Source organism: Larsenimonas suaedae (assembly GCF_023712105.1).
GTDB classification, from domain to species: Bacteria; Pseudomonadota; Gammaproteobacteria; order Pseudomonadales; family Halomonadaceae; genus Larsenimonas; species Larsenimonas suaedae.
Map to the genome: position 1 here is coordinate 1 of NZ_JAMLJI010000006.1, position 18634 is coordinate 18634.

Consider the following 18634-nt stretch of genomic DNA (forward strand, 5'->3'; position numbering starts at 1 on the left):
GGCCATCGGCCACTGCCAGCATGAACTGACGATTGAGCGGATCGTTCTTGTCCATCGGCACCTGCGTGTTCCAGCCGTCCATCCAGAGCATGTGCCGCTGCACTTTGCTGGATTGGGGATTGAGCAGATTGCTGTCGATGCCGACACGGTGCTGCTTCCAGACGCTGCGCGGGAAGTAGATGGCCTGATCCAGAGAGTCCATGCCGCCGGTGTATTCCCGGTAGCGTGCGATCTCGCGGCGCAGGGAATCGTTCTTGGCTTCGATGCGCGCCTGGTTGATCGAGTGCACCCGCTGGGTGCCCAGATTCACGACGCCGGCAATCGACTCGAGTACCGAGTCATCGAGCGTCTCGAGTACCGTGTTCATGTCCTTGCGGACGTAGTGGGGGCGCTTGCCTTCCGCGTCCTGGATCTTGGCCAGCGACTCTGGGACGGCGCGATCGGTGTTGCGCGGGCTCTTCTGTGTGAAGTCGATCGGTGTGCTCGACGGCGCCTTGAGGCTGTCTTCCATCGAGAACAGTTTGTTCAGCATGCCCTTGGTGTCCTTGGACTTATCCAAGAGCTCCTGGGTATCGGCGGCGTAGCTCAGCTGTCCGGCATCATCCCGGGTGGCTGTGACGCGCACGAAGTTGTGCTGGGCACCTTTCTTGGTTGAACCAGCAGGCAGCTCCTGGCCTTTCTGAAGCGCTTCGAACGTGTCCTGCGCAATCGAAGTACGCGTGACCAGTCCGGCGTCGATCAGGACACCGAGGGCGTAGGCGCCAAGCGATCCCTCGAGCTTGGTCTGTGCGTCCTGCGTTGCGTCCTTGCGTGCCTTGAGGCCGAGGGCATCGCTGATCTTCTGACCCAGTGAGTTGATGGCTACGCGGTTACGTACCCCGACGCGACCCAGCTGATTGAACTGATCCTGGGAGATGGGTGCAGAGCCTTCACGGCCCAGAATGGCGTTGATCGACTCGGCGTCGTTGTACTGGGTCTCCCCGGCATTTTCGATCAACCAGGTCGCCATACCGGCAGCAATGGCGGTGCGTGTGTTGGCCGGGATCTGGCCCTGTTCGTCGGTCAGGAACTGTAGGGTGTCCTCATATCGGAAGTCCGCACGCGCCTTGGGCTGGAACAGTGCCTGAGCCGTGTCGCCCCATTCCCGGGCCATCTCGATGAAGGTCTCGAGCAGCGCCTGCTGGCGGTCGTTCATCGGCTCGGTCAGGTAGTCGTTGGCTACCGTCGGGTCTTGATCCAGGGCAGTCAATGCATCCGGCAGCTCGACCAGCGGATTGCCAGAGGCGTGCCGCTCGGTCTTCGAGGTCTGGGTGTACTGGCTTGCCAGGTTACGCTCGACGTAGGGCGTGGCCGGATCGTCTGTCTGCTCGACGGCATTGAGCCGTCCTGTCGTTGGTTCGACGGGCGCAGTTGATTCCTGTGCAGGTGCCTCGGTGCTCGGTTGTTGCGTTGTTGCATTATTTAAGTGTTGCAATGATTCATCTGTCGCGGCGCGTGCTGGCTGCGTCTCAGTTGAATCAGCGACCTGCGCTGTTTTCGTGGCCTGCGCCGCGTCTGCCTTTGGCGTTTTCGGTGCTTTCGGCGCTTGTGACGCCTTCGGTGCATCAGGCGCGGTCTTTACGGTGCGCGTGGTAGCGCCCTGTGCGGGGGATGCTTCTTGAGCGGCGGTGTTGGCAGCGCCAAATGCCATATCCTGGGCGCTGCTCAGCTCTGCTCTAACGTGTTCCAAGGTGCGTGCCTCTTCGATAATGGCTTGCACAAACTTGCCCGAGTGGGTGCTGATCTCCATTGCACCGTTGTCTTCCCTCTGTCGGCGTGAAATGGGCTCGGCGGACTCATGCCAACCATTTCGTTTGCTGTAGACCATCTGGATGCTGTTTTCTGTCCCTTTGGTTTTGCGGAACGCTTCCTGCGCCGCTTTGGCTTTGCGTTTGTGCTGACGGGCAAACTGCGTCAGATCGGCAAGTTCGGTCTTGGCGGCGTCCGGGTTGCCGGCCTTTACCGCAGAGGTAAAGGCCTGGCGATATTCCTGGATACCCTTGTAGCCCTTGCCGCCTACCAAGATGTTGTCGCTGACGCCATCGAGGCCCTTCAGCCGGTGCTCGGCTTTTTTGGTTTCTGCGTACTTGCGAAGATAGGTTCGCTGTTGCTCGTCCAGACTGTTCGATGTGTTTTTGACTAGACGATCGACGTCCTCGATAGAGAGGGCGTCCGGGTTTGCCATGGCCAGTTGAACGACGCGATATGCAGCGTCGGTATCGGGCTCGGTCTCCGATACATCCTGGTCGGCGCGGTCAATCACCGAGCGTACTTCATCACTTTTGGGTTGGTTGTCGACAGTCATTCGCTCTGTAATGGCGCGGGACTGCTTGAGGTGCCGCTCGACCTGATCCAGTTCACGCTGGGCGGCCTTGCGCTGCTTGGGCGTTGTCTTGTCGATGTCGACAATGACGTCACTGAGCAGATCGATGTTGCGCTGAATGTCCTGACGTTCTTCAGGGGATTCTGCGCGCTCGAGGGCCTGCTTCTGTTCATCGAGCTGGCCTGCGTATTCGGCACGCTTCTCGGGTGCCATGGAATCCAGCACCGCTTGCTTGTCCTGGCGTTCCTGCTCCAGGGTCGTGACGATCTCATTGGCCTGGGTCAGGTTGGCGTCCCGTTGTTCGGGGGTAGCGTCTGACTTCTGGCTGTTGCGCATCAACGCGCCAACGGCTTTCTCCGGGGCGTAGTCCGTTCCGGTTTTATCGAGGTAGGGTGCTACATCGCCCGACTCGGCGATTGCGTCAAAATCCGCCTTGTCCTGGGCCTGCTTGGCATTTTGTTCGGCATGCTCGGGCGTTGCCTGGGACGCCTCTGCACCGGCGCGCATGGTTCCGCTAAGAGCACCACCGACACCTGCACCGATGGCAACGCCTTCGTAGATGTCAGCCGCGGAGGCAGGCTTGTTGGTGGCCTGGCCTTCGGTGTAGGTCTGCACGCCCTCGGTCAGACCCTCTGTTGCCATGCCCTCGGCAGTTGCCTTGCCGGTATTGAGTACGGAATCCCTTGCTCGAACCGGGCCAGACGCACCGGGTTTGCTGCGGCCGGGAACCAGTTTCTTGAGCATGGCAGCATCCCCAAGCATTTCAGCCCCGGAGCTTGCCCAGCCATAAGCAGCCATCTTGGCGTAGTCGCTCTGGCCTGGATCGTCACCGCGATGGTCGTCGCGGTAATTCATCACGCCTTGGTTGGTCACATCGGCGCCATAGCCTGCGTTACTCACCACGGAACCAAGCACACCACGCGCTGCGGTAACGAGCTGAGGAATGTTCTCGGCCACGTACTCGAGCATGGCTTCGGGATGTTGGGCGACGCTGATGCCGCCATGGGCGACCAACTTGGTCAGTGCCTTGGTGCCCTTGAGCGTGCCGGCCAGTTCGTTGCCGTTTTCGAACTCTTTCTTGGCCTCTGCCAGTTCCTCGAGTCCTTCCTTGCCATCACCGGAGCGAAGGTCTTTAGACAGATCTTCCCGGTTGCCCTGGTAGACGATGTCCGACAGATCTGTGCCTCGACGAATGACGTCGGCAAGCCCTGTGGTGGTGCCGTAGGACTTGAGGTGATCCAGATTGGTTTTGGTGTCCCTGGGCACGAAGGCCGTCTGATCCGAATGATGCTGGGACTGCTGGGACTCACGCGCCTGTTGGGGAATCGCGTTGAGCAGCGCCATGTCTTCAGGCGTTGCCTCGTCCTTCTTGTAGCGGTTGTAGGCGTCGATGGCACCATCGTCGATGGCTGCGCGTTGCGCCTGCGAATTGATGTTCAGAGGTAGGGTGGCCATCTGGCCGGCCAGGCGGCTTGCCCCCGAGATAAAGGCAGCACTGCGGTTGAGATTGCCTCCAATAAAGGAATCAGGGTCGACGTCCAGTTTGCCGATCAGAGACTGGTCGTACTGCATCTGCCGCTGGAACCGGGCATCACGAGCTCGATGAAGCGCCGCCAGCTTATTGGCAGACGCCTTGTTTACCTTATCCTGCTTGGATTGGATCCGGTCATTGAAAAGGCCGTCCTTGGACGGCCCAAAAATGGCAGCGTCTTGGGCTGCCAGGAAATCATCGGGGTTGTAGCTCATAGTTCGGCCCTAATCCTATCTCGGTTTGAAGCGCCCCAGGGTCTCGAGGAAGTCCCGTGTGGAGACGGATTTGACGCCCTGACGCTTTTTGAAATTCGCTTCAAGCGAGGATAACTGCTCGGTTTTTTCCCGTTTCAGATTATTCCTGTCGGCTGCGCTCTTATCGCGGAGGGTGAGGTGCTCCTCATACGCCTCGAGCGTTGCCGGTTCGTTTGCCCACGATTCGATCACATCATCCAGCGATGTATTGAAGCCGTAGAAGTTGTCGGTTACGCGGCTTAGGGCCAGTTTCATGACAGAGGCGGGCACCGGGATAGAGGCGCCGTCCCCGATGGGAAATCCCTTGGTCATGTATGCATTGGCCTTGGACTGAAGGTCGGCCTGTTCGCTTGAACTAAAGCCTCGATCGTCCAGTGCCTTGCCAGAAGGCATGATGTCAGCAAGCTCTGATGCAGGATCCTTGCCGGTGGAATGGAAGATGTCGCGCTTTCGGGCATCCTCGGTTCGCTGCGCAAGTTCCTTCTCCTTGTTCGAGAAGTATTCCTGCGCGTCTCGGCTTTGAACTCCTAACTTATTCTTAGCTGAAGATGACAATTCGTTACGGAGTGTATCATATCCGTCAAAATTGTTAATAAGGGATCCAACTTCGCTTGGCGAAATCGATTTGTTAGCCATCAAAGTCTTAGTAAGTTCCTGGCGTCGCTGAGACCAGGATGGTACGGAAATTCCCGCACTGTTGACGGCATCCCGGAATGCGCTCGTCTTGTCATCGCCAACCTTGGACAGGTCGGGCTGACCGTTGACCACAGGGATCCCATGTCGCTTGGCAAGGCTGTTGAGCTGCTGTGTCGCCTGTTCATCCTGCTGCGCATACCGATTGAGCGACGCCTGCAAAATTGCCTCACCCGCCTTGTGCGATGCCCGATCCTGCTGCCCCTGATTGAACGCCGTCTGACGCATGCGCAAGCTGGCGGCCGCTCGACCATCGGCTCGGTTAGCGCGACGTTCTGCCGCATCCTTTAGTCTAGAATTTCGAGCCATACCAGCCAGTTCACCCTCATTGAGCAAATCGTGCTGATCCAGTAATGCCTGCGCACCGGCGTAATCCTGATTGGCAATCATGGACTGGTACTGGTTGACTAGCGGGCGCTCGTCGCGTTGCCGAGTGAAGTCCTCGTACTCCGCCTCAGCCTGGCCCCGCTTCATCAGCTGGCCGGGCAGGGCTGTCATTGCCTGGCGTACCGCGCTCTGATCAACCTGGCGGCCAAAGCGGTTCTGTAACTGAGCCAGTGCTCCTGACTCCCGTGCGGCGTTGTACTCATCCACGGACTGAAACTGACCCAGCTGATTCAGAACATCCTGCGTGTTGTTGTTGCGCTGGTTCTCCCAGTTCGCTCGATTGGTTTTCTGTTCACGATCGACCAGACGGCCGAGCGCCCCGAGTGAGTTGTCCAGGCTTTGTTGGGCACCCTGGAAGAGTGAGCTTGCCCCCTGCGTCGAGGGGGCGGTCACATTGCGCCATGTGATGGGTTGGGCCATTACTTCACTCCGTACTTATCCATGTAGCCGCTGACGGACTGATAGGCGTCGGGGTTGGACGCCACGCGCGCACGCTGACGATCTTCCAGTCGTGAGTTGGTCATCTGGCGCTGGGCGGCGTAGTTCTTCTCGAACTGGGCCTTGCTCTGCTTGAGGGCGTCCTTCGCCAGACCGTACTGCTTCATGCCCATGTAGGCGCCAAGCAGACCCTGACCGAGTCCAATGGCGGAACCGGCCCAGCCGTTGACCTGATTGCCGTCGGCATCGGTGCCCCCGAACAGACCGAGGCTGCTGAACGGAGAGGCACCCCCGCCACCGCCGCCGCCCTGGGGGGCCAATGACATGCCGCCGGTGCCACCGAACAGGCCCGGGGCCGTGGCCGCCTGCTGCTGTACACCCTGCATGGCAGCCAGGGGCTGACTGAACATGCTCCATTCATCCGTGTTTCCGTAATTAAGCATACGAACCTCCTAGCGTGGTGTTGATGCTGGGTAGCGTGAGGGCAATGTCGGTGTAGCCGGACACGAGGTCGATGCCGGCCACGCCGATATTTCCCGAGTGAACCGTGCGCTCATAGAAGTCGTCCGGGCTTTCGCCGAAACGCTGCGGCACGGTAGGGGTGTCGAATAGGGCGAAGGGATCGAGCAGGTTGCTCTGGTTCAGTAGTCCCTTGGCGCTGTCGAGTTCTTCGTTCTTGTCTTTCTGATAGCTCTGGAAGTCGATCAGGTCGTCCTGTAGATCCTGCATCAGATCGGCACTGCGCAGCTGGGATTCCGACAGCATTCCGTTGGATGCCATCAGAAGCTGTTCAGAACTTGGCAGCAGCGTGCTGCCGGTGTAGCCCTGATAGGCGGCGGCCGCTGCCAGCGCCACGGCGGCGAGGAGGGTGCCATCAGCGCCCAGGATCTTGACCAGCTCCCGGGTGGCCAGCTTGAAGGCGATGGCCTGCACGACCATGGTTGTGACAGCCCAGGCAATGGCGGTCAGCGAGGCCGCAGCCGCGAGGGTGATGGCGGCCGCCTGGATGCTGTAGATGGAGATGACGACGGCCGCGACCTTCAGGGCAAAGGTGAACCAGCCGGACTGATACCACTTCACCCGCTCAACGTGCATGGAGTGAAAGACGTAGTGCAGCGAGCGCAGGTACAGGGTTTCCTTGTCCGCCAGCGACCAGGTATCCGCCAGGCTTCGATCCAGTGGGATCAGGATGTTCTCGGGATCGTCTTTGAGGGTTGCATTGGTGGCGTAGCTGCGGCCATCACTGCGTCGGTTTTGAACCAGATCCTCGACGATGACCTCTTCAAAGAACGTGGCGTTGCGCTGGTATCGGATGTGGTAGCTGTAGCGGTAGTAGGTACGCTCGACGATCCGCCGGCGTACCTCGTTCTTGTTGCTGCCGGCCCAATGGGATTCCCGCACTGTGTAGGGCTCTTCCCGGATTTCCTTCTGGTACTCACCCACCTTGCCAATCTGACCGGCCCGGATGCGTTTGGAGATCGAGTTGTAGGACAGGATCGTGTTGGAGTCGGCTTCCTCGATCAGGAAGGCACTGCCGATGCGTTTCTCACCATGGCTCGAGTCTCGGCCTGCCGTGCTGGCGGACGGGTTGGTGCGGTATAGGCGCTCGAAGAAGGCATAGACATACGCCAGATCAATCTGGTGCTCGGACGTGACCGGCATCGCCATCATTAAAATGGCCTGGTCGATGTCCCCGGCATCCTCGTTCTCCGCAATCGAGTCGCCCATCTTCTGGTAGTCGATGTTGATGAAGTCCAGAAGTGTCTTGGTCGACTGATATTCCTCGGTGTCCTCCCGCTCCTTGGTGGCGATGTTGGTTCGGTCGCGGCGAAAGAGGGCGAACGGGAAGTAGGTGCCCGGGTTCTCGACCGCCAGCTCCTTGACGTTGTCGAGCTTGGGGTAGTCGCCGGCGCCCTGGCGGTATGTCCAGTAGCGGTAGGCCAGATCGCTGCCCCCGTCCCAGGACACCAGCGCTTGGAAGTAATCCCCCGCTTCAAGCGTTGCAAGCGTGAGTTCGAAGTGATCGTCGACGATCGCCCCGTCCTGCTCATAGGTGTAGAACACCAGCGCCGCATCCTCGGTGCGGTCTGGGTCGAGCACATAGTCAGTGTGTTGAGCGTAGCGGCCCAATCGACCAAGCCCCGACGCCGGACGCTTGGGGGTATAGCCTGACGTGGCAGGGACACCGAGGGACTCCATGAGGCTCGGGTCGATCTCGCCGGCGAGGCTTTCCGGGTAGACCACGACCAGATCGCTCAGATAGACCGGCGTGCCCTTCTCATCGGTGAGGTGGCCAAGCACATTGGTGGTGGGGTCGTAGCCGTGCTGATCGACCAGGGCCTGCCAAGCAAAGTGCTGACTGCGCGGCGCTCCAAGCACGCAGTATTCGACCGTGACGTCATGGCCCAGCTCGGCCTCGATGATCCGCTGCACATCGTCGGTGCCACCCTTGTTAGTCAGAAGGCGGGCGTTCGGCAGGCCCCAGTAATAGTCCTTCTGGGCGTAGCGAAACATGCGCTCGAAGTTCAGGGCCGGGCCATCGATCAGCCCATTGACCAGTTCCTCGCTGATGTTGGTTTCCTGGTAGACCGAGCGAAGAATGGCCTGACGAAGCGTCTCGGGCATGGCGGTGTCATCCACGGCACGAACCACGCTCGTATGGACGGTGCGTTTGTGCTTGCTGCTGAACAATCCCATAACCCATCCCCGATAGAAAAAGGGAGCCGCGTGGGCTCCCGGTGGTACGTAACGATGCCCGTGTCAGGCGTTGACGTTGCTGAGCAGACGTTCCACCGCCCGGCCCACGGTGACGTCATCAAGCCGGTTGGTCTCGTTGGCGGAGGTGGCATCGTCGGTGGTGCGCCGCACGTTCCAGCTGTCGACCATGAGCTTGGCGGCCTTCTGTACCGCGTCGCGCTCGAAACCATTGGTTTGCGCCAGATACAGCCCCTTCTGCCGACCGATGACACTGTCCTCGTCCACGCCCGACGCCGTGATCTGGGCTTTTTCAGTGACGCGCTTTTGTGTCACGAGGGCGGTCTGGGCCACGGTCTGGAGCTTCTGCTCCTGCAACAGGTCGAACTCGGCATCCAGCTTGCACTGCTCCTTGAGCAGGGTGTCGTTCTGGGTGATGGCGTTCAGGGTCTGCTGCTTGACCAGCGCGGTCTGCTCGAGCGTCTGGGCCTTGGTGGCGGCCAGGTTCTCGGTCTGCTGCTCCATCTGGGCCGTCTCTGCCTTGAGCTTGTCGGCTTCAAGACGCAGGTTCTCCGTTTGCTGGCGGAGCTGGGCCTGCTGGAGCTTGGCGGTCTCGTGTTCGGTCGCCAGGTTGATCTGCTGCTGCTTCAGGATGCCCTGCTGGTAGCGCTCGGTTTGAATCTTGGCTTGGGTCAGTGCTGCATCCTGAGCGGCCTTGCGCTGTTCCAGGGTGAACTGCAACGCGGTTTGCATGACCGCTGTGAGCGAGCCCAGGTAGACCTGAGCGTATTCGCCCCCCTTGATGCGACCCATCTTGAACTCGGCATCCAGGTGGGCCTTGGTCGCTCGCATCAGCCGATCGAACGTACCGTCGCCTGTCAGGCTGGTGTCTGTGAGCTCATTGATAGCGATCTCGTCCATGGTGGTCTCCGGGCTCATACTCATCAGTCGACGCTACGCGCCATGGCCTGGCGTTGGGCCAGTTCCTTGAGCTCAGCTTCGGTCAGGGGTGGAAGCACCTCGACGTTGAACTCACGAATCAGCTTGCCTTTACGCGTGGTGTTGCCGCGTGCGTCGCGCTCGGTATAGAAAACCTGGCACTGACGTTGAGTCAGCTGGTTGTAGATGATCTGCGGGATGTGCCAGCCGTCGTCGGCATTGAAGGGCACGTATTTCTTGAAGCTGCCGACCATGGCGTTGCCGGCCGTGAAGATCTCACCTTCATGCTCACGCTTGAGCGGGTTCATGCACGTCACGCGAACGCGGATGAGCTTGCTGGCTTCACGCTTGAGGCGAGCACGACGCTGAGCGGCGGTTTCACCCGAGGTACTGTCAGTGGCCGGTGCGTCCTGCTCGGGCGCGCTTTCGGTGAGGGCGGCGTTGACCTTCTCACGCAGCTTGTCCACGCCGATGTTCGGATGGAAGGCAATGCCCATGGCGGTGGCGCGATTCTTGAGGACGGTCAGCTCATCCTGCTGGGGTACTTGATCAGTCATTGGATTATTTCCGTAATTCAATAATGAAATATTTAAATAACAAGGGGCGGGCTAAACCCACCCCCTGAACGAGCCTTACAGCGTGGCTGCGGTCTTGAGCAGCGCCAGGCGCTCAGAGCGCAGGGCCATGAAGCCGTAGTACCACTTGATCGACATGAAGCCGGTCTCGCCATACGGGTCGGTACGATCGGCTGACTTCTCACCCGGCTTCTTGTGAATGATCTTGAACTTCACAGTCTTGCCGTCGGTCTGGAAACCGATGGTGGTGAAGGAGCCGTCACCGACCACGAGCATTGGGAAGATGGTGTACTTGCCCGCGTCCTCGTAGTGGCCAGAGTCACCCTCAGCGACCGCAGCACCGGAACCGGCCCACTGCATCATTTCGGGAACGACCACGATGCGGAACTGATCGACGGTGCCAATCTCACCGTTAAGCACGGTGCCTGCCGCAGCGTAGTGCTGAGCCGGGATGAAGGCCGGGTTGCCGTGCAGATCCTTCATGGCGCGAACCAGGGGAATCAACTCGGAGCCGATGTACAACACACGCGCGGCCGGCAGGGTCTTGGTATCAACCATGCGAGTGCCGCTGATGACCTTGGTGTGCTTGGGCGTGCGGTTGTTGTCCAGGTCGATGGATAGGTGCATCAGGTCGCTGTAGGTCGCCAGACTCTCGCCGTCGACTTCCTCGTCCTTGGTGGCCGCACCGGCGTACTTCAGGACACCGGCCTGAGTCAGCAGGTCAATCTGAAGTGCGTCTTCGGTGATCTCGTGCGCACCGTTGAGCATTTCGCGGTTGATGTGGCTCAGCAGTTCCTCGTCGGAATCGAAGTCCAGGGATTCCTGGCTGTACTCATCGAAGAAGCCGAACTTCTCGAAGGAGCCTTCGATTTCCTTGCGCTTGAAGCCAACGCGGTTCACGCGACCGCCGGTCTCGGAGAGCAGCGGCAGCTTGCCAGAGATGGTGCCGACGTCCTTGCTGGAACCGTAGAGGTTGCCGTTCTGGATCTTGGCGCCAGTCGCATCGATGCCCTGGTCGTTGATGTTGGCGTCGTCGAGCAGCGGCAGGTAGTGATAGCGCTTGATCTTCTTGCCCATGTTCTTCGGCATGGCAGTCACGTCCGCCAGCGGCATGAAGAACTGGAGCTTGCGCGCCTCGATCAGGGCTTTCTTCTGGTAGTAGTCAGTACGAAGCTGAGTGCCAACGGAGGAGGCTTTACCGCCAGCGGGATCGTTGTATGTACGGGTCATAAGCTATCTCACAAATTACATGAATCGGGAATCGATCTGCTTCTCGAAGTCCTCGTCCGACATGGACAGCGGATTGAACTCCGCAGGTTTGGACTTCGGAGCGGTACGGGGTGAGCCTGCGGCGGCTCGCTTCTTGCTTTTGAGTGCCGGATCAGGTGCCTTGGGCGCAGGGGCAGTTTTCGGCGGCTCGGCAGCAGGTGATTGCTGTTGGCCGGAGTTGTCCGGCGCAGCAAACTTGCCTTCTGAGTGCAGTCGATCACCGACCTGGCGGTAGGCTTCAAGATCCGAGATACCCGATAGGCGCCCGAACATGCGCTCGCGCTCAACCTCGTTGACGATCTGGTCATAAATGCCACTGGCCATGTGGTTATTGATGACTGAAAGCAATTGGGGGTTGTCGGCGATAACTTGTTGGCTTGGGCCGTCCCACTGTTTCCCGACGACATCGAGCAGTTGCTGGTAGGTCGGCGTTTCCTGGATCTCGTCCAGTACCGAGTCCAGCTCGAGGGCCTTATCGTCTACGGAATAGTCAGTGGGCGTGTACCCGCTTTCTTTCTGGGTATCGATGTCCAGTGGGTCGATCCCACTGTCCTTGATCAGCTTCTGAATCGCCTCGGGATTCTTTTTCTCGAGGTCGATCAGATAGCCGAGCTTGCTCTCGTCCAGGAGATTGTTGTTCTCCAGGAGCTTCATGACTTTCAGGTTGGGCTTCAGGGCGGCCATCTTCTTGGTGTAGTTGGCGCCCATCTGCATCAGCTGGATGGCTTCATCGACGTTTTGAACCTGCATGTCTCGGCCGTTGGCCTTGAAGGTTCCGAGCAGCCGTTCGTACTCTGCCTTGTAGTCCACCGTGTCCTGAGTGTCTTCCGACTGATCAGCGTCCTTGGACTCGGCATCCTCAGCATCCGCTTCTTCAGTGGCATCCGAGGCAGCTTCATCACCACCTTCCGGGGTCGAATCAGTAGCGGCCGCATCGGCAGCGTCATCAGCAGAACCAGCGTCAGCATCGCCAGCATCGGCGTCTGCGTCTTGGTCATCGGCATCGTCCTCTTGGGTGCCCGGATCGGCAGCGCCGTCGTCTGCGCCCTCCTGGCCTGCGCCCTCAGTACCTTCGGGCTCGGCCGGGGCCTGCGACGCGTCGCTGTCTTCCGGGTCATCATCATCAAGAAAGGAAGTGTCCATGTTGGCGATGTCATCGTCGGACATTTCCAGAAGTGAGCGACCTTCCTCGGGAAGGCCCTGTACGGTCTCGGTGGTCATTCAGCGCCTTCCTCCATCATCAGTTCATTGAGGGTCTGCTGGTGCTCATCCATGGCGAAGCGTGCATGCTGCGCCTGCATCTCGATGACCTTTAGGTAGTTGAACAAGCAACCGATACCCGTAATCTGGTTGGCGATGTCCGACTGCATGTCCGGCTGCTGCATGTTGGGGTCGGCTTTCAGGTGAACCAGACGAACCGCCTCTCCCTTGAGGTAGCCTTCCTGGATGACCTTCTGGAAGTCAGGGTTCTGACTCAGGCGAGTCAATGCGTCGTCCTTCTCGATCAGGGCCTTTGCCTGTTCGATGTCCAACTCGATTTCTTGAATGTCAGCTTGGCTCATAACACCTTCCGGTCGTTGATAGGCTGTTGATTGGGCGACAGTAACCAGTTTTCACAGACCCATCAGAACTTTTTTAATGGCGGGTCTGGCCCGGGTTTTGTCCGTTCTTTCCCAACGAATGCTCGAGCATTTTCAGGTTGGCTTGGCTTCGTGCCTGCTCCCCGTGCTTTTGCAATTCACGCTCCTGCTTCACGCCCGACTCCTGCTCGACGAAGTCCAAATTGGCCTTGTCGGTCTGGCTGGACAGGTGCTCTGCGCGTGCCTGTTCGGTGCCGACACGAGCCTGATTGAGCTGGGCATCGGTCTCGGTCTCACGCACGTCGGCCTGAAGTTTCGCCACCTCGGCCTTGAGCTTCTCGAGCTCAAGCTGAGCCTGTTGATCCGGCTGCGGCTGGTAGGACTCGATCTTCTTGGCCAGTGCCGGCATCTTCCGCAGCCGGGCAATCTCGGCCAGGATCATTCGAGAGAAGTCGCTCTCCATGCTGTTGCCCATGGTCTGGAGCATGAAGGAGAGCTCCTGGGCCTTTTGGTTGTCTTCCTCGGCGGTGGAGATGCCAAGGCGCAGATCGAAGTTGCCCGGCAGATCGTCACGGCGCACCGGGATGAACTCCTCTTCCGAGACCCGAACCACTTCCTCCTCGGACAGGAACTCACCGTTCATGGCGATGATCTTGCGTCCGATCTTGACCATGCCCTTGGAGAGCCTTCGCAGGATGCTGGTCTCGCGCTTGGATGAGGCGTCCAGGGCGCCTCGAACGCCGGCAGCAACGTCACCAAGCGATTGCCCGGAGATGCCGTTGTTGAAGGCTTTCACCCCGGTCAGGGATTCCGCTTCCATGCTCTGCATCTGGAGCATGACCTGCGCCGACTGGGGGATTTCAGGGAAGGTGTGCTGATAGAACGCCTGGCGCGGATCGACGTTGGCGTTGAACTCATAGTCCTGGCCCTGGGCGAACTTGCGCCGATTGGTGACGTCGAGTGCGTCCTTGCGCACGCCGGTCTGGGAGTTGGCCGACTTGCCCAACAGATCGATCATGCCGCGCGTCACCGCACCGGTGATCTTCTGGTTGTCCTCGATCAATGCCCCATCCGGCTCGCCGTAGGTGCTCTTGCGTACCGGCAGATAGGGGATGACCACGAACGGGATCTTGCCGTCGGGGAAGGGGTTCTCTTCCATGCGGATGAGCGTGTCGCCGACCCAGGTGCCCACGATGGCTTTCACCGTGCCCGAGCCGTCGATGTCCCAATAGCCCCAGTACTCATAGGCCACGAACTTCTGGCGCGGCTTGTCCTTGAAGGTGAAGTTGCTGGTGTCGGTGGTGGCGTGGTCTGGCTCTGACAGCGGGGTGTTCTCGGTGGTCTTGATCTTGTCGAGGTTTGAGTAGCGCCCGTCCTTCTTGAGCTCGGACAGCGAGGTCTCGAAGCTGTGGATCACGAAACTGGCCTTGTCCACGTCGCCCCGGCAGGTGGGGTCGATGATCACGTTACGGAAATCGCAGACCTCGAGTGTGGGCTGGTTCTTGGTGACGCGAGTGGTCTTCACCGCCTTCATGCCGACCTGCCGCACTCCGTGCGGGACACCGCGTTCCATGGAGAGTGAATGCGCCTGGCGCAGGGGTTCGGCACGTTGCTCGAAGCTCGCCGGATCCATCTGACGTTCCTGGGCCATGGTGGCGTGCATCGGCCCTAGCTGGGGGTCGGCGTAGAACTCGAACTCCGGCACCTGGATTTCAGTCTCTTCTTCCTCGTACTCCCAGCCGACCCGCACGATCGCAGTGCCTTCCTCGACCGCGGTACGCACGAACTCGTCGATGAACGCCACCTTGTCGATCTTGGTGTTGAACTGATTGTTCAGGATCAGCTTGTTCTGGCGGGCCGCCTTCACGTCGCTTGCCGAGATGGGTTCGACCGTGAAGACATCCTCGGTCGACAGGAACGGCTCGCTCAGGTTGGGGTAGCGCCACTCGGCCTGCTTGCGCACCAGCTTGGGCGCGACCTGGGAACCCTGGCGGTTCTTGGGCGGTGCGGCCTTGCCCCGCACATGCAGCACATCCAGCCAGTCCTCGATCTGCATGACCTGTGAGTCATGCGTCGATTGGGCCTCCTGCAGATCCCGTTTCAGATCCGTCACCGAGGGCTCGTTCTTCCATTCGGTCAGCGGCGTCTGCGGTACGTCCATACCCATATCCAACGATTCATCCATTCCAAACCCCTCGCTTTCAGTCGTGTAGTTTCGCGGCGAAAAGCGCCGAAAAACTCAATGAGAGGCAGTCTATGAAAATGAAAAAACGCCATCCGAACTTTATTCTTCCCACCCGTGGCTCAGAGGCCGCCGGGGGACTCGACCTGTACATGCCCGAGGCAGGGGAGTGCGACGACCGCACCACCAAGGTTGGGCTTGGCTTCTCGGCCGCTGTTCCCAAGGGGAATGTGGCACTGCTGCTGCCACGCTCCGGCACCGGCGCCAAGTTCGGACTCGAGCTCAACAACACCTGTGGCGTGATCGATGCGGATTACCGGGGTGAGTGGATTGCCAACCTTCGAACCAAGAACGGCGAGCGCTTCTCCTGGGACGCCGGCGAACGTGTGCTTCAGATGGTGGTGGTGCCTGCGGTGTACGTGACGCCCGAGCTGGTGGATGAGCTCGATGACACCGAACGCGGTGAGGGTGGCTTTGGCGATTCTGGCCGGTATTGACGCTTTAGGCGCTGCCCGGTTTAATGGCCTCACCTTGTAGAGTGAGATCTCCAGGGTGGGGAGCGATCCCCAGAGGCGACGGCCTCAGTAGGAACCCCGCTTCGGCGGGGTTTTTGCTTTTCAGGCCCTAGCACCAGCCGTTGCGATGGAAGCGGTGATCCTCGAATTGGTTCTCCAGCTGATACCCCCCATTTTCCAGCGCCAGGCACGCCCGCTCGTACTTGGACGCGTAGTTGTTCCCCTCGTGAAATCCCTCGCTTGCGCCCATCGGATTGAAGACTCGACTTGCGATAAAGAACAGCAGTGCCTCGAGGTGGCTGAAGGGCAGATCGATCTCCATCTTGCGAATGGCCGTGGCATTGGTTGGCTTGAGTTGAGGATGGTTCGCCCGGTACACCACGGTCACATACGGGTGAGCAAACGTGGCCGGCATGACCAGCGTATTGACCGACAGGGTGCGAAGTCCTCCAGGCATGTTCTCGTCGTTGAGCGGCACCGGACATCCGTTGGGGTCGAGCACCTGTTCGATCTTGAGCAGATCGTTCTCGAACGTGCGCTCGGCGTCGTCGATGTAGGCGTCGCGTGAGCCAACGCCCTGGGCGCTCATCGCGTGCGCCGCCGTCAGTACGTACTGTTCCCGGCCGGGTTTACGCAGTACCCGGATGCGGCCCTCGCGCAGCTTGAACCGCTTGTGCAGCGCGGTCAGGCCCAGATTAATATGAGGCAGCAGCTTCACCTCACTTTCGCGAGCCACGCCCATGTCAGTCTCCGAGCCCAGACTGAGCTGCGAGAGCTCGCTCGATCCAAGCGCATCAAAAATATCGTCTAGTTGCATGTGCGTTCCTCACACGATGTAGGAGCCCAGTCGGCTCGTTTCCTCGTCGTCTTCCTCGAGATCCCAGATGCCCGAGCCGTCTTGTGCCATGGGCGCTTCCTCGGAGGGCTTCCACGGCTTCAGGGCCGACAGCATCGAGATGGTGTCGATGAAGTCGTCGTGCTTGCTCTTGAAGCCGCCCGGCGTCACCAGTTCCAGTTCGGTCACGGCCTCGACCAGTTCGGGGCTCTTGCTCTTTTCCTTCGGGAACAGGATCTTTCTGGCCTTGAACAGCGGCACCACCGAGTTGAAACGCACCAGCTTGTTGGTGTTGGGTCGAACCCCCGGCTTCATGTCGTTGCCTTCGCTGGCCAGCGGGAAGTAGATGTTGCGATCCATCATTTCGTTTTGAATCCAGGACACGAAGCCCTGCTGCTGCCCGCTGACCTCGATGCCGACCTGCTGGGGCCGGTACTTCTGACTCAGCCGGAACAGGTCGTCGATCGACTTGGCCACGTCCTGACGCTTGCAGATGCCATCGACCCACAGCCACTGGCCGACGTTGTTGTAGGCCCACACCGAGATCACCGAGAAGTCGGCCTTCTGCTTTTCGCTGGTGGCGAAGTCGGTGGTGATGTAGAAGTTGAAGCGCTGCGGGTAGCGCAGTACCGAATCCAGGTGATACCAGCCGATGTCGTGATCCTGGATCAGACGATCCTCGTCGGACATGATCCTGAGCATCAGCTCCTGGTTGAAGGTATCGACCTTGCCGAGCTTCACGGCGGTTTCGTACTGTTCGAGCACATAGTCGTAGGTGAAGCGGTCGGGCCAGGAGCCCCGGAAGTCCTCGCGTGCACACGGGAACTGCTCACACACCGGGAACACGTTGACCGCCCAGGCACCGGACTCGACTGCCTTGTACAGCGGATCCTTGGCGTTGAAGGGCGTGCCTGACCAGATGATCATGTTCTTCTTCGGGTGCAGGGCGTAGTTCACTGCCTTGTAGACGGTGTCTTCGACAGCGGCCACGACCGTACTCGAGCGCGCGTCCTCGTCCGAGATCAAGTCATCGAGCACCGCAAGCTGGGGACGTTTCCCCATCTCCTTGGCACCACGCACCCCGGTCTTGGCGCCGTAGCCCTTAACAATGAATATCTTGCCGTCGGCGTTTCTGAACTCCCAGCGAATGTCGGTCATCTTGACCGTCGGCACGTACTCACGCAGAAACTCGGAGTTCTCCCAGCGGAACTCCAGGTTCTTGCGCATGTTCTTCACGCCGTTCTCGATCGAGTCCGAGACGTACAGCGCCAGGTCGATCCTGCCGAATCCGGGCAGCTCGCCGTAGGTGGCGATGTAGAGGAACAGGTATTCCCCCATCACGGTGGTCTTGGCGATCCCTCGGTGACAGAGGTTGATGACGCGCCGGCCACCCTGGGTGATGGTGTCCAGCATCTTGTAGTGCACCAGCGGCGTCTTGTTCTCTTCCCCCTCTGGGCCGTTGGTCAGCTTGATGAAGGTGACGAACTCGAGTGCGAAGTCGCTGGGCACATACGTCGGATCGGGGTCATAGGACGTCGAGTTGAGGTAGTCCTCGACCTTCCAGACCGACTCGAGCGCGTCCTTGACGGGATCACTCATCCTTCACCTCCGACTCGCCCTCGATCAGGATGCTCGAGTGGGCCACGTCCTGGGCATCCTGGGCCCCAGCCTGAATGGCCATACGCTGTCTGGCGGCAAGCTCCATGGTGGCGTCGCGCAATGCCTGGATCGAACTGTCCTGCTTCACGTTCACATCCATTTCCACCTTCTGGGTCTCGGGCTGCTTGAGGTGGGTCAGCAGGGAGTTGGCCGCATCGGAGCGCACCTTCTCGGAGCGGGCAGAGATCATCAGATCTGCCTGCACATTGAGGGCCTTCTGGTACAAGTCCTGGTTCAGGATCCAGGACGGCACCAGCGTCTGCTCCATGATCAGGTTGACCAGCTTCGACTTGTTGTAGGCCGAGACGTAGCTCGAGATGTCCTTGTCGGACGTCCCCATGACCGTGAAGCGCATCATCTTCTCGGGGAAGGTCTTCGAGTACGCATCCAGGTTGGTGCAGCCAAGCAGCTTGTGGCTGACGTACTTCACGGCATCGATGTACTGGGAGACCCGGAACTTGCCCTCGGCCATGACCCGGGTGTAGCTCAGCAGATTGTCCCGATACGCTTCATGCAGCTCGGGATCGGACAGGGTGCGGTTGATCCGGTCGATCAGCTCCTGATTGACCGACTTCTTTACCTTGGGCGGCAGGGCCGCCTTGAATTGATCAATCGTCAAAGCGGTCATACGGAACTCCTTCCCCGCGCGTCGGGCAGGGTGTGGTGGCGCCCCACCCGAGGCAGATTACGTAGATACACAGCAGCAGCCCCAGCCACTTTG

General features: G+C 59.7%; 14 protein-coding genes. 1 reads left to right on the plus strand and 13 read right to left on the minus strand.

The genetic code is table 11. The features are described from left to right. From NAT49_RS14515 to NAT49_RS14560, 10 genes are all read right to left on the minus strand, one after another. Positions 1-4108 (minus strand): hypothetical protein (locus NAT49_RS14515; protein ID WP_251595485.1); only part of this gene is annotated, 4108 nt, incomplete at its 3' end. A gap of 15 nt (positions 4109-4123) precedes the next feature. Then, entirely contained in the window at positions 4124-5647 is a 1524-nt protein-coding gene (locus NAT49_RS14520) for a hypothetical protein (RefSeq protein WP_251595487.1), read from the minus strand. Next, a complete protein-coding gene (locus NAT49_RS14525) occupies positions 5647-6108 on the minus strand; it encodes a hypothetical protein (RefSeq protein ID WP_251595489.1) in 462 nt (153 codons plus the stop codon). The genes NAT49_RS14520 and NAT49_RS14525 overlap by 1 nt, the downstream gene beginning before the upstream one ends. After that, a complete protein-coding gene (locus NAT49_RS14530; RefSeq protein ID WP_251595491.1) occupies positions 6101-8362 on the minus strand; it encodes a hypothetical protein in 2262 nt (753 codons plus the stop codon). Before NAT49_RS14530 ends, NAT49_RS14525 begins: the two co-directional genes overlap by 8 nt. A 63-nt stretch (positions 8363-8425) precedes the next feature. Continuing rightward, the gene (locus tag NAT49_RS14535; protein ID WP_251595493.1) at positions 8426-9280 is read right to left on the minus strand and encodes a hypothetical protein; all 855 of its coding nucleotides are present in this window, start codon (positions 9278-9280) and stop codon (positions 8426-8428) included. Positions 9281-9303: 23 nt separating this feature from the next. Further along, entirely contained in the window at positions 9304-9855 is a 552-nt protein-coding gene (locus NAT49_RS14540) for a hypothetical protein (protein WP_251595495.1), read from the minus strand. A 75-nt stretch (positions 9856-9930) separates the two neighbouring features. Beyond that, entirely contained in the window at positions 9931-11103 is a 1173-nt protein-coding gene (locus NAT49_RS14545) for a N4-gp56 family major capsid protein (RefSeq protein WP_251595497.1), read from the minus strand. A gap of 15 nt (positions 11104-11118) precedes the next feature. Beyond that, entirely contained in the window at positions 11119-12363 is a 1245-nt protein-coding gene (locus NAT49_RS14550; protein ID WP_251595499.1) for a hypothetical protein, read from the minus strand. After that, entirely contained in the window at positions 12360-12704 is a 345-nt protein-coding gene (locus NAT49_RS14555) for a hypothetical protein (protein WP_251595501.1), read from the minus strand. Before NAT49_RS14555 ends, NAT49_RS14550 begins: the two co-directional genes overlap by 4 nt. 73 nt (positions 12705-12777) lie before the next feature. After that, positions 12778-14907: a portal protein gene (locus NAT49_RS14560; protein ID WP_251595503.1), complete on the minus strand. Its 2130-nt coding sequence runs from the start codon at positions 14905-14907 to the stop codon at positions 12778-12780. A gap of 71 nt (positions 14908-14978) precedes the next feature. On the opposite strand from NAT49_RS14560, the gene NAT49_RS14565 reads away from it, so the two are divergent. Continuing rightward, entirely contained in the window at positions 14979-15401 is a 423-nt protein-coding gene (locus NAT49_RS14565; protein ID WP_251595505.1) for a dUTP diphosphatase, read from the plus strand. Positions 15402-15528: 127 nt separating this feature from the next. Here NAT49_RS14565 and NAT49_RS14570 read toward each other — a convergent pair whose 3' ends face one another. From NAT49_RS14570 to NAT49_RS14580, 3 genes are read right to left on the minus strand one after another with little or no spacing between them, the layout of a single operon-like run. Then, positions 15529-16236 carry a hypothetical protein gene (locus NAT49_RS14570; protein ID WP_251595507.1) on the minus strand — a complete coding sequence of 236 codons (708 nt, stop codon included), beginning with the start codon at positions 16234-16236 and terminating at the stop codon, positions 15529-15531. 9 nt (positions 16237-16245) lie between these two features. Beyond that, the gene (locus tag NAT49_RS14575; protein WP_251595509.1) at positions 16246-17853 is read right to left on the minus strand and encodes a hypothetical protein; all 1608 of its coding nucleotides are present in this window, start codon (positions 17851-17853) and stop codon (positions 16246-16248) included. Further along, on the minus strand, positions 17846-18541 hold the full coding sequence (locus tag NAT49_RS14580; protein WP_251595511.1) for a hypothetical protein: 696 nt from the start codon (positions 18539-18541) through the stop codon (positions 17846-17848). The genes NAT49_RS14575 and NAT49_RS14580 overlap by 8 nt, the downstream gene beginning before the upstream one ends. Between the last annotated feature and the right edge of the window lie 93 nt (positions 18542-18634).

Excerpts from the sequence above, each read along its gene's own strand:
- NAT49_RS14520 (WP_251595487.1), bottom strand. The coding sequence starts at position 5,647 with ATGGCCCAACCCATCACATGGCGCAATGTGACCGCCCCCTCGACGCAG.
- NAT49_RS14525 (WP_251595489.1), bottom strand. The coding sequence starts at position 6,108 with ATGCTTAATTACGGAAACACGGATGAATGGAGCATGTTCAGTCAGCCC.
- NAT49_RS14530 (WP_251595491.1), bottom strand. The coding sequence starts at position 8,362 with ATGGGATTGTTCAGCAGCAAGCACAAACGCACCGTCCATACGAGCGTG.
- NAT49_RS14535 (WP_251595493.1), bottom strand. The coding sequence starts at position 9,280 with ATGGACGAGATCGCTATCAATGAGCTCACAGACACCAGCCTGACAGGC.
- NAT49_RS14540 (WP_251595495.1), bottom strand. The coding sequence starts at position 9,855 with ATGACTGATCAAGTACCCCAGCAGGATGAGCTGACCGTCCTCAAGAAT.
- NAT49_RS14545 (WP_251595497.1), bottom strand. The coding sequence starts at position 11,103 with ATGACCCGTACATACAACGATCCCGCTGGCGGTAAAGCCTCCTCCGTT.
- NAT49_RS14550 (WP_251595499.1), bottom strand. The coding sequence starts at position 12,363 with ATGACCACCGAGACCGTACAGGGCCTTCCCGAGGAAGGTCGCTCACTT.
- NAT49_RS14555 (WP_251595501.1), bottom strand. The coding sequence starts at position 12,704 with ATGAGCCAAGCTGACATTCAAGAAATCGAGTTGGACATCGAACAGGCA.
- NAT49_RS14560 (WP_251595503.1), bottom strand. The coding sequence starts at position 14,907 with ATGGATGAATCGTTGGATATGGGTATGGACGTACCGCAGACGCCGCTG.
- NAT49_RS14565 (WP_251595505.1), top strand. The coding sequence starts at position 14,979 with ATGAAAATGAAAAAACGCCATCCGAACTTTATTCTTCCCACCCGTGGC.
- NAT49_RS14570 (WP_251595507.1), bottom strand. The coding sequence starts at position 16,236 with ATGCAACTAGACGATATTTTTGATGCGCTTGGATCGAGCGAGCTCTCG.
- NAT49_RS14575 (WP_251595509.1), bottom strand. The coding sequence starts at position 17,853 with ATGAGTGATCCCGTCAAGGACGCGCTCGAGTCGGTCTGGAAGGTCGAG.
- NAT49_RS14580 (WP_251595511.1), bottom strand. The coding sequence starts at position 18,541 with ATGACCGCTTTGACGATTGATCAATTCAAGGCGGCCCTGCCGCCCAAG.